This window comes from Saccharopolyspora elongata (genome assembly GCF_004348985.1).
Classification (GTDB): Bacteria; Actinomycetota; Actinomycetes; order Mycobacteriales; family Pseudonocardiaceae; genus Saccharopolyspora; species Saccharopolyspora elongata.
On sequence record NZ_SMKW01000149.1, the window covers coordinates 1 to 10,875 of the forward strand.

A 10,875-nucleotide genomic window follows, 5' to 3' on the forward strand; every position below is an offset into this window, starting at 1 on the left:
CCAACCGACTCGTCGGCATCCTCCACGGATGCCTCAAAACCGGCACCCTCTACGACGAGACGACCGCCTGGTCGCATCACATCAACTCGGCTGCTGCTTGACATTCAAGCTCCTGGGATGTCTTTCGTGAGTTCTGTCTTGTGGTTCAGGGCCGCAGGCTCCACTGCCTGCGTTGCGGGCCGAGGGAGGTGCGCACCCTATGCAGCGAGGCCTCGAGGAAGGCGCACACGATCTCCCTTGTGTCCCTGGGGTCGATCATGTTCTCCACCCCGAATGCCTCGGCGGTCTTCCACGGGTCCGCGAGCGCGAGCATCCGCTCCTCCGCAAGCCGCCGGTACTCCTCGGGGTTCTCGGCGTTCTCGATCTCGTGCTTGAAGCCCGCCTCGACGCCGCCCTCGACCGGCAGGTCGCCCCATTCGGCGGTGGGCCAGGCGAGGCGCAGGCTGAGGCTGTCCGGGCTCGACGTCGCTGATACCGCCATGCCGTAGGCCTTGCGGACCTGGATGGTCACGACCGGCACCTCGGCCTGGATGATCGACTGGATCGCGCGCATGCCCCAGCGCACGACGTTGCCGCGCTCGGCATTGGGCCCGACCATGAAGCCTGGCACGTCGACGAAGTAGACGATGGGCAGGTGGAAGGTGCTGCAGGTGTCGACGAAGCGCACCTGTTTCTCCGCCGCGGCCGCGTCGAGCGCGCCGCCGAGGTGTTGCGGGTTGCTGGCCACGATCCCGACGGGGATGCCGTCCATGCGGGCGAACCCGGTGGTGACAGCGCGGCCCCAGCGCGCGCCGACCTCGAAGAACGAGCCTCGGTCGACGACGGCGCTGACGACCTTGGACGCCTTGTAGGGACGGCGGCGGTTCTCCGGGATGATGTCGAGTACCTCGTCGACCCAGCGGTCGGGTGGGTCGCTGCGATCGCCTCGCGGGGGCATCTCCCAGACGTTCTGCGGAAGATAGCCGAGCACGGTCTGCAGCTGCCGGATCGCGTCGTCCTCGTCCTCGGCGAGGTTGTCGATGCACCCGGACTCCGCGGTGTGCACCCGCGCGCCGCCCAGCTCGTGCTTGTCGACGTCCACTCCCAGAGCGCGCTTCACCAGTGGTGGGCCCCCGGCGAAGAGAACGGAATCCTTGGTCATGACCGAGAAATGGCTCAGCACGGTCCGTCCCGCGGTGCCGCCCACCGCCGCGCCGCTGACCATCGTCAGTACCGGTACCTCGGCGAGCAGCTCGTAGGAGCGCTGCCAGCTCAGTGAGCTCACGAGGTAGGAGTGGCCCTTCTCCGCCTGCGCGGCCACGTCGCCGCCGATGCCCTCCATGAACAGCACGAGCGGGATCCGGTACTCGTGCGCGAGGTCTTCCACGAAGCCGCCGAGGCCGCCCTTCATCCGATCCAGATAGGTCTGTGGCGCTCCGCCCCGCACAGTGAAGTCCTCGCCGCCGACCGCGACCGCGCGACCCGCGAACTCGCCGAGCCCGCAGACGTAGCTCGCCGGCATCATGCCGCGCAGCTTTCCCGTGGCATCGACGTCCTCATAGGCGGCGAACTCGCCGACCTCGTAGAACGCGCTCGCCGCCCGGTCGATCCGCTCGCGGATCGTGTACCGGCCCTGGTCATGGGCGCGGTTGACGCGACGCTCGCCGCCGAGCTCGCGCGCGAGCGCTCTCCTGCGGTCCAGCTCGGCCAGCGCGTCTTTCCAGGTGAAGCTCATCGGTGTGCCTCCCTTAGGTTTTCGCGGTCATGCACCCCGGCTCCGCTCGTGGCGCGGGAGAGCCAGCGCTTCTGGATCACGCCGGTGCCGACGCTGCGCACGAACGTCTCGGCCGAGGTGATCTCGACGTAGCGGGGGACGGCGTAGCGGGGCAGCTGCCGGTCGCAGTAGTCGAAGAACGCGTCGACATCGAAACCGTTTTCGTCGACGGGGACGACGAAGACCTTGATCTCGTCCTCGCCGCCGACCTCGTCGACCACGCCGATCGAGGCGCACTCCTGGACACCAGGGGCCTTGCGCAAAGACATCTCCAGCTCGTAGGCCGAGATGTTCTCGCCTCGGCGACGCATGCTGTCGGTCATCCTGCCGACGAAGTAGAGGAAGCCGTCATCGTCCATCCGGCCGAGGTCGCCAGAGTGGAACCACAGGTTCCGCCAGGCGGCGACCGTCGCGTCGTCCCGGCGCCAGTAGCCGAGCATCATCAAGTCGGGACTGTGCGGCCGGTAGACGATCTCGCCGACCGTGCCCGCGGCCACCGGATGTCCACGGTCGTCGTGGATCTCGACATCGAAATGAGAGCAGGGTGTTCCGGCGCTGCCGCGACGGCGCCGGCCGGTCGTCTCGAAGGTAGGGCCGTCGGCTTCGGTCTGGCCGAACATGCTCAGGATGTCGATGCCGAGCCGGTCCTCGAAGAACGTGTACGCCTCGTCTGGGATCGGTGCGCCGAGGACGCGCCGCAGCGTGGTTCCGGCCGCGGGCTTTGCGCCGAGCTTCCGGACGATCGAGAGCACGGCCCCAATGACGAACGCCCAGGTGCAACCGAACTCCCTGACATGCGGCCAGAATCGTCGCGCGCTGAAGCGGCGGTCGAACGCGACTGAGGAACCCGACTGGATCACGGCCGGGAGGACGACGTGGAAGTCGACGTGGAAGAACGGCAGGACGAAGTAGCCAGTGTCGCGCTCGTCGAGGTCGAGCACCCGCGCGATGACGGCGCCCTGGTTGGAGAAGTAGCCGCGCGGCAGCATCACCCCCTTCGACGATCCTGTGGTGCCCGAGGTGTAGAGAATCGTGGCCAGAGTGGACGGTGCCAGCTCCGTCTGGACGGCGTCGAGCTCGCGTGCGGTCGCGGCGTCGATCTCCGGTGGTGGGGCGTCGTCGAGAAGTCGTCGCGGCACCGTGAGCGCGGTGTGCAGGCAGCCAGTGAACTCACGCTCGGCCACGAGCAGCGCGGGGTCGCAGTCGGCCAGCACGAAGTCCAGCAAGTCGCCCTTGAGCTCGGAGTTGACCGAGACCTCGACGGCGCCGATCCACCAGATGCCAAACTGCCAGGCGAGCCGCCATGCCGAGTTTCCGCTGAGGACCGCGACCCGATCACCGGTCTGGATGCCACGGCCGCGCAGCTCAGCGGCGCAACGGCGTGCCGCGCTGGCGAACTCCCGTACCGTCCAGGAACTTCCCGGCCAGTGCAGCAGAGTGGCCTCGGGCCGGGTGGCCTCGGCTTCGATGAGGTCGGCGACCGGGCTGATGCGGCCGAGTTCCACGCCGTCGAGCAGCTGTGCCCTCATAGGTGTAGCTCGCCCCCGGTCACGTCGATCACTTGCGCGGTGATGTAGGACGCCTCAGGGGAGAGGAGGAACGCGATGACGTTCGCGATCTCGCCTGGCGCCGCGAGCCTGCCGAGGGTGATGGTGTCCAGCCACTTTTGCCGGACCGAGTCCGGCACCGTGCCGATCATCGGTGTGTCCACGGCGCCGGGGGCGACCGCGTTGCACCGGACCCCGCGTGAGGCGAGCTCGACCGCGACCGTCCTGGTGAGGCCGACGACTCCGGCTTTCGCGGCGGAGTAGTTGGTCTGGCCGAAGGTGCCGTACCGGCCGGAAGAGGACAGGTTGACGATCGCGCCGCCGTCCGCCGCGGTGACGAGCGGAGCCATGACCTGGCAGCCCAGCCAGGCGCCGCGCAGGTGGACGTCGAGCACCTGGCCCCATTCCTCGTCGGACATCCGGGCCATCGAGCGGTCACGTGTGATGCCCGCGTTGTTCACCAGGCCGTCGAGTCCGCCCAGCTGATCTTCGACGGTGGCCGCGGCGGATGTCCACGAGGCCCGGTCACCGACGTCCAGGGCGACCGGCAGCGCGTTTGTCCCGGCCTCCTTCGCGACCTGGTGCGCCGCGTCGGTGTCGATGTCGGCCACCGCCACCCTGGCGCCGCGCGCGGCGAGGGTCAGCACGGTCGCGCGACCGATGCCGGAACCGCCACCTGTGACGAGATATCTGCGGTCCGCATGCACGTGTGCTTGCTCAGCTTTCATCCTTGCCTCCGACGAGAAGGACATCCGTGCCGCGCTGGACGACGGTGCCGTCCTGGGTGGCTGTCTCGACCTCGATCGTGACGATGCCCGCCCCTGGCCTGGAGCGGCTCGGCCGCAGCGCGGTGATCATCTGCGTGACGTACAGGGTGTCGCCCGGGTAGGTCGGTGCGACCATCGCGCGCTCCGTATTGAGGAAACCGAGGACGTGTAGCTGGTCGAGTCCGGGCGTGCGCAACCCGCTCGACATCGCGAGCACGAGCAGGCCGTGCGCGATCCGGCCCCGGTACTCGGTGTTCGCCCTGACCCATTCATCGTCGGTGTGCAGCGAGTTGAAGTCACCGGACAGCCCCGCGAATAGGACGACGTCGGCCTCGGTCACGGTCCTGCCCGCCGACACGTGCTTTTCGCCGAGCCGCAGCGAGGAGAAGTAGCGCGGCTCCGTTTCGTGCGCCTTCGTGGTCATGACAGCCTTTCCAGAATCATGGCCATGCCCTGGCCGCCACCCACACACATAGTCTGCAGGCCGATCTCCTTGTCCCGCGAGGACAGGGCGTTGATCACAGTGGACGAGGTGCGGGCGCCGGTGGCGCCGAACGGATGCCCGATCGCGATGGCTCCACCGTGGACATTGAGCCGGTCGATGGGGATGCCGAGCTGGTCCTGGCAGGGCAGTACCTGCGCCGCGAAGGCCTCGTTGAGCTCGAACAGGTCGATGTCGCCGAGCGACATCCCCGCGGTTTCCAGGACCCGGTGGGTGGCTTCGACGGGACCGAGCCCCATGATCTCGGGCGACAGGGCTGACACAGCGGTGGCGACGATCCTCGCCAACGGTGTCACTCCCAGGTCGCGCGCCTTGCTGTCGCTCATCACGAGAAGCGCCGCCGCGCCGTCGTTGAGCGGGCAGCTGTTGCCCGCAGTCGACCGTCCACCGGGACGGAACACCGGACGCAGACCGGCAAGCGCGTCGAGTGTGGTGTCCGGGCGCGGGCAGTCGTCCCGGTTCACGACGGTGCCGTCGGCGCGGCGGTACGGGACGAGATCCCTGGCCCAGAAGCCACTGTCCACCGCGGCCGCCGTGCGCTGCTGGGACAACAGGGCATAGGCGTCCATATCGGCGCGCGTGACGTCGTGCAGCGCGGCGACGTTCTCCGCGGTCTGGCCCATGTCGATGTACACGTCGGGAAACAAGCCGTGGGCGCGGGGATCCTCCCAGCCTTCGGGGGTGGCCTCGGCGGCGGCCGCTGAACGCTCGCGCGCCTCGTCGAACAACGGGTTCATGGTCCCCGGGAGCGAGTCGGCCTCGCCCTTGGCGTATGAGCTGCAGCTCTCGACTCCGGCGGAGAGGAAGACGTCGCCCTCGCCCGCCCGGATGGCATGCATCGCCATGCGGGTGGTCTGCACGCTCGACGCGCAGTACCGGGTGACCGTGCACCCGGGCACCTCGTCTAGGCCGAGCAGGACCGCCACGACCCTGGCCATGTTGAAGCCCTGCTCCCCGCCGGGCGACCCGCAGCCGAGCAGCAGGTCGTCGACGTCGGAGGGGGCGAGCTGTGGAACCGCGCGGAGCACGTGCTGGATGACCTGCGCGACGAGGTCGTCGGGGCGCTCCCGTGCCAAGGAGCCCTTGGTCATACGGCCGATCGGAGTCCTCGCGGCCGCGACGATCATCGCGTCACGCACGGGCCACCGCCTCGGCCCTGGCGCGCTCGTCGGCGGTGAGGGCTCGAGAGCAATGCGCCTTCTGGTCCCACATCACCACGACCACCTCCGCTCGGGCGGCCTGCTCGCCGCCCGGCAGGGTCAGTGACTCGGCGGTGCGGATGCTGCTGTGGCCGAGGCGGCTGATGCCGATCGAGATCTCGGCGGCGTCGTGGTCCATCAGGATCTCCTGCTGGTAGTCGATCTCGATCCGCGCGACGACGTAGGCGTCGGGATGCTCGACCCCGATCGCGGTACGCAGCCACCGGGTGCGCGCCTCGTCCAGCAGAGTCAGCACGGTGCCGTGGTAGACGTGCCCCTGATGATCAAGGTCTCGCCAGCGGAGCGGTACCCGGGTGCGATGAACGCCGAGCGCACGGATGGACACGGTCACCTCTCTTGTTTATATTGGTCAAGCGATATAAATTAACTTCGCATGAGCCTCGCTTTTGTGTCAATAGCACGCCTGAAATACCCGGCCGCAACCCACCTCTTCGCGAGGTCGTATATGTTGCGATCGACTTAAAAGCCACTGGAGGGGGATGCGTGCCCAAGATCGTCGATCATGACCAGCGCCGAGCGGAGCTGGCCGACGCCGCCCTGGACATCATCGCCAAGGACGGCATCAAGGCGCTGACGCTGCGCGCGGTGGCCGAGGCGGCCGGGTGGTCCACCGGCGTCGTCAACCACTACTTCAGCTCCCATCACGACCTCCTGGTCGGCGCGCTGCGTGGGGCGGCCGAGACGCAGGGGCGCATGTTCAAACAGCTGCGGCACGACGCCTCGCTCACACCCCTGGAACGGCTCGGTCAGCTGATCGAGAGCGTGCTCCCGCTCGACGACCGGAGGATCGCGATGACACGGATCTTCCTCGTCTTCTATGCAGAGGCGGCCGCGAACCCCGCGGCGCGCGAAGAGATCGTCGACTACCTGGCCAACTGGCGGCGAGTCGTGCGCCGGGTGGTGGCCGAATGCCAAGAGGCGGGCCAGGTGCCCGCGGACGCCGACACGACGAAGCTCGCCGCTGAGCTCGTCGCGCTCTCCGACGGCCTCGCCATGCACGCGATGCTGGACGAGCAGGTCCTCGATGGTGTGACGGCAGACGGGCACATCACGCTCCAGCTCGCCGGCGAGTCGTGGCGGCTGGCCGCGCGCTGACGGCGGCCCGGACCCCGGAGGTGACTGCATGCAGGTGCCGCTGCGGTGGCTGGTCGGGCGCCCGGAACTCGGCCTCCGGGTTCGTGCGGGCGCCGACCAGCTGGACCGAGCTTTCTCCTGGGTCCACGCCATCGACCTCGCCGACCCCTCGCCGTGGCTGGCCGGTAGTGAGCTCGTCCTGACCACGGGACTCGGCCTGCCTGCCCAGCAGTCCGCGCAACGGAACTACGTTCGCGGGGTCGCCGAGGCTGGCAGCGCGGCGCTTGGCTTCGGGGTCGGACTGTCCTATCAGGATATTCCCGATGCGGTCGTCGGTGCCGCGGAGGAGCTCCGCCTTCCGCTGGTCGAGGTGCCGCTGTCCACGCCTTTCCGCGACGTCATCAGAGTGGTGGTCGACCGGTATGCGGAAGAGCGCCACGGCGACCTCCTCCGGAACTCCCGCGTGCAGTCGAGCATGACCCGTGCCGCGGTGCGGCAAGGGCCGGAGTCCGTGGTGCACGAGCTCGCGATAGCCCTTGAGGCACAGGTACTCCTGCGAAGCAGCGACGGCTCGGTACTCGCGGCCTCTTCAGCGGACGCCGAGGAGCTGTCGTTCTCTTTGCCGGAAGGGGACCTGGACTCGACCATGACGTTCACCGCCATGGACAAGAACGGGACCACCATCGCCCAACCGGTGTGGGTCGGCGGAAGGCGGCACGGGTGGCTCGTGCTGGCCCGGCCGTCAAGCTTGAGACCGGCCGATCACACGCTGATCTCGCAGGCCGTCTCCCTGATCGTCCTGGATCGCGTCAAGCCGCGGGGGTTGCGGGCGGCGCAGAACCGGTTGAACAGGACCATCTTCGGCCTCGGCCTCGGGCGGTCGGTGTCGCCGTGGCGGTTTGAGGAACACCTGCGCGACGTCGGTCTCACCGGGACAGAGCTGAGAGTCCTGGCTTGCGGCGGAGCCGATCCGGGGTTGATGCTCGACGAGGCAGACGACCTGCTTGACGGCGAGGAGCTGCCGACCATCGCGGTGGAGCGGGACGAGCATCTGGTGGTTCTGCTGCCCGGGACCGGGCTCGACCTGGCGAAGACTCTGACTGCCGCGTTGGTCCGGAGGTCTCGTTCCGCGTACGGCGGATTATCCGAGCCGGTGACGCCTGAACACGTGCCGGGTGCGTTGCACCAGGCACTTACCGCGGCCCGTACCGCACGAGCACGACGCGCACCACTGGTGTGTTTCGGCGAACTGGCCGGGCACGCCTTGGTGTTCGACTCACGGACCCGGGAGGCCCTCGCAGAGCTGGCGCGCGAGCGGCTCGGCCGTTTGTCGGCCTTCGACCGCGAGAACGGCACCGCTCTCGTGACCTCCCTGCGCGCGTACCTGGAACACGGTGGGCAATGGAATGTGGCGTCCACTGTGCTCGGTGTACACCGGCACACCCTTCGGGGTCGAATGGAACAGATCCGTGATCTCCTCGGCATAGACATCGATTCCGCGCATGTCCGAGCAGAACTGCTGCTGTCGCTGATGGTGTGGACGGACGACGGCGAGACCGACATGACGGAGTTCTGTTCCGCCGAAGCCGGACACGATGTCCAGTGACTACCTTTCAGGGAACGTGAACGATGAGCGGATGACGCGATTCCATTGGACCGGTCCGTAATCCAGGAGGGCATGATGCTCGAGAACACCGCGCAGCACGAAGCAGAAACACAGGAAGAACCTCGCCTCGGCAACGCCTTGCGGCAGCGGCACGTCACCATGATCTCCCTGGGCGGGATCATCGGAGCCGGCCTGTTCGTCGGAAGCAGCGCGGGGATCGCCAACATAGGGCCTGCCGCGACCGTCACCTACGCGCTCGCCGGTCTCATCGTCCTGCTCGTCATGCGGATGATCGGAGAGATGGCGGTCGCACTGCCCGACGTCGGCACCTTCACCGAGTACGTACGCACCAGCCTCGGCAACCTCAGCGGGTTCACGGCGGGCTGGTTGTACTGGTACTTCTTCGTCATCGTCGTCGCCGTCGAGGCCGTGGCAGGCGCCGAACTGCTGCAACGCTGGATTCCCGTGCCCATGTGGGCGCTCGCGCTCGCGCTCGTGATCATCATGACGGCGGTCAACCTGATCACGGTCAAGTCATACGGGGAGACGGAGTTCTGGTTCGCGTCAATCAAGGTCGGTGCGATCATCGTTTTCATGGCCGTGGCCGCGTCCTACGCTTTGGGGTGGACTTCCGGTACCGGCCCGACAACGAGCAACCTCGTCAACGACGGCGGGTTCATGCCGAACGGACTGACCGCCGTTCTGGCGGGGATCCCGACGGTCATCTTCGCCATCTGCGGAGCCGAGATCGCCACGATCGCCGCGGCGGAGTCGAGCGAGCCGGCCCGGAGCGTGGCGAAGATGACCCGTTCGGTGATCGCGCGTGTGCTCACCTTCTACGTCGGTTCGGTGTTCCTGATCGTGTGCGTGGTGCCGTGGCGGGAGATCGTCCCCGGCACGTCGCCGTTCGTCGCGGCGCTGGACCGCATGCACGTCCCCGCTTCGGGCGAGATCATGAACATCATCGTCGTCGTGGCCGTGCTCAGCTGCATGAACTCGGCGGTCTACGTCTCCTCGCGAGTGCTGTTCAGCTTGTCGACGCACGGAGACGCTCCGAGGTCATTCTCCCGGCTGAGCCACACCCGCGTTCCCACGCGGGCCGTGCTCGCGGGCGGTGCGGTCGGCTACGTCGCCATCGGGGCGGCGGTTTTCTCCCCGGACGGGCTGTTCGCCTTCCTCGTGAACGCATCGGGCGCCATCATGCTGCTGATCTACCTGCTTGTCGGCTTCGCCCAGCTCCGGCTACGGCGCCGGATGCAGCGCGAAGGGCGGGAGCTGTCCCTGAAGATGTGGCTCTTCCCGTGGCTGACCATCGCGGTCATCCTGTCCATTGTGGTGGTACTCGGCATGATGGCTGCTCAGCCCGGGCTGTCCGTGCAGTTCTTCACCAGCCTGGCCAGCGTGGTCGTCGTGCTCGCCGGCTACGTGGTGCGGAAGAAAGTCCTACAGAACCGGTCCGGGGCCAGCCCGATGTAACCGTCGTTTGACGGCCGTTGCCTCAGGTGCGGCCCACCGGACTACTGGTGGGAGTTCCACGTTCCCACCACCACACCGAGCGGTCGGCCGATCCACCGCAGACACGGTGTTGCGCACCTTCCAGGAACTGCTGGCCCGCGATTGCCAACGGGCAGGGAATATCGCCCGTGGTGGAGTTGGTGCCCGGCATCACGCGCGGCCGGACATCGCGCTGGTGCCGATGTACGAGATGCCGACTCCGAGGTTGCCCTGGTGTGGCGCACGGCCGGAGGAGCGGGGCGGGTACGGGATTCGCCGAAACTGCCGCGCGCATCGTGGTCAGGGATTAGCTGGAGGAGCTGTCCCGGTCGGCCTGACAGGCGGTTCGCAAGAGCGCGGCGGGTCCTAGCTCGGCCATTGCGGTGGGCTGCTGAGGTTCGGACGCCCACGGCGAAATTTTCGGCGCATCGTCCTCCGAACTGCAGACTCTGTCGGACATGAGGATGACCAATTGCCCGTCGGTCATGCGTACCGGCAAGCCGAAAGCCCCCGTAGGCCTGTGACTGTGCTGGCAGCATAAGGCGAGTTACTCGCCGACGGTGCTCTACTAGATCAACACGCACGCCCCCACGCTAAGCCTGGATGCACCGAGGAATTGTTCTTGGATAGCAACGTTTAATGAGTGAAAGTGCCTTCTGACCTGCGATGATCAGAGTTGCTGAGGCCCTGATGTCGCATGGATCGGGAGGCGCTTTCGGTGAGATTGTTGCACAGGTGGTCGCGGGCGGCGGCCCGGTTCGATGATGAGAATCTCGTGTCGTGTGCGGGGCTGGTGCCGGTGATGGCGCTGGCCGAGCAGGCCGGGTTATCGGACCTGGTCAGCGACGCGGTGAAGATCACGGACCCGCCGATCGCGTCGACCGGAGTAAATCCTGCGGGCAAGATCGCCTC

9 protein-coding genes are annotated in these 10,875 nt (G+C 67.5%); 3 read left to right on the forward strand and 6 right to left on the reverse strand.

The features are described from left to right. Positions 1-145: 145 nt before the first annotated feature. Genes E1288_RS44815 through E1288_RS44840 form a run of 6 tightly spaced genes read right to left on the reverse strand, consistent with a single transcriptional unit; the run spans position 146 to position 6,120 of the window. The gene (locus tag E1288_RS44815) at positions 146-1,714 is read right to left on the reverse strand and encodes an acyl-CoA carboxylase subunit beta (RefSeq protein WP_132495253.1); all 1,569 of its coding nucleotides are present in this window, start codon (positions 1,712-1,714) and stop codon (positions 146-148) included. Then, positions 1,711-3,282, reverse strand: a complete 1,572-nt coding sequence (locus E1288_RS44820) for an AMP-binding protein (RefSeq protein ID WP_132495255.1) — start codon at positions 3,280-3,282, stop codon at positions 1,711-1,713. Before E1288_RS44820 ends, E1288_RS44815 begins: the two co-directional genes overlap by 4 nt. Beyond that, entirely contained in the window at positions 3,279-4,028 is a 750-nt protein-coding gene (gene fabG / locus E1288_RS44825) for a 3-oxoacyl-ACP reductase FabG (RefSeq protein WP_132495257.1), read from the reverse strand. Before fabG ends, E1288_RS44820 begins: the two co-directional genes overlap by 4 nt. Beyond that, positions 4,018-4,491, reverse strand: a complete 474-nt coding sequence (locus E1288_RS44830) for a MaoC family dehydratase (protein ID WP_132495259.1) — start codon at positions 4,489-4,491, stop codon at positions 4,018-4,020. Before E1288_RS44830 ends, fabG begins: the two co-directional genes overlap by 11 nt. Further along, positions 4,488-5,708 (reverse strand): acetyl-CoA C-acetyltransferase, encoded by a 1,221-nt coding sequence (locus tag E1288_RS44835; RefSeq protein ID WP_132495261.1) that lies wholly within the window; start codon positions 5,706-5,708, stop codon positions 4,488-4,490. The genes E1288_RS44830 and E1288_RS44835 overlap by 4 nt, the downstream gene beginning before the upstream one ends. Next, positions 5,701-6,120 (reverse strand): acyl-CoA thioesterase, encoded by a 420-nt coding sequence (locus E1288_RS44840; RefSeq protein ID WP_132495263.1) that lies wholly within the window; start codon positions 6,118-6,120, stop codon positions 5,701-5,703. Before E1288_RS44840 ends, E1288_RS44835 begins: the two co-directional genes overlap by 8 nt. A 152-nt stretch (positions 6,121-6,272) precedes the next feature. Here E1288_RS44840 and E1288_RS44845 point away from each other — a divergent pair, with 152 nt between their 5' ends. The 3 genes from E1288_RS44845 to E1288_RS44855 all read left to right on the forward strand — a co-directional run bounded on the left by E1288_RS44845 (position 6,273) and on the right by E1288_RS44855 (position 9,945). Next, on the forward strand, positions 6,273-6,884 hold the full coding sequence (locus tag E1288_RS44845; protein WP_132495265.1) for a TetR/AcrR family transcriptional regulator: 612 nt from the start codon (positions 6,273-6,275) through the stop codon (positions 6,882-6,884). A 28-nt stretch (positions 6,885-6,912) separates the two neighbouring features. Then, positions 6,913-8,469: a PucR family transcriptional regulator gene (locus tag E1288_RS44850; RefSeq protein ID WP_132495267.1), complete on the forward strand. Its 1,557-nt coding sequence runs from the start codon at positions 6,913-6,915 to the stop codon at positions 8,467-8,469. A gap of 75 nt (positions 8,470-8,544) precedes the next feature. Further along, the gene (locus E1288_RS44855; protein ID WP_207954915.1) at positions 8,545-9,945 is read left to right on the forward strand and encodes an amino acid permease; all 1,401 of its coding nucleotides are present in this window, start codon (positions 8,545-8,547) and stop codon (positions 9,943-9,945) included. The last annotated feature ends 930 nt before the right edge of the window (positions 9,946-10,875 follow it).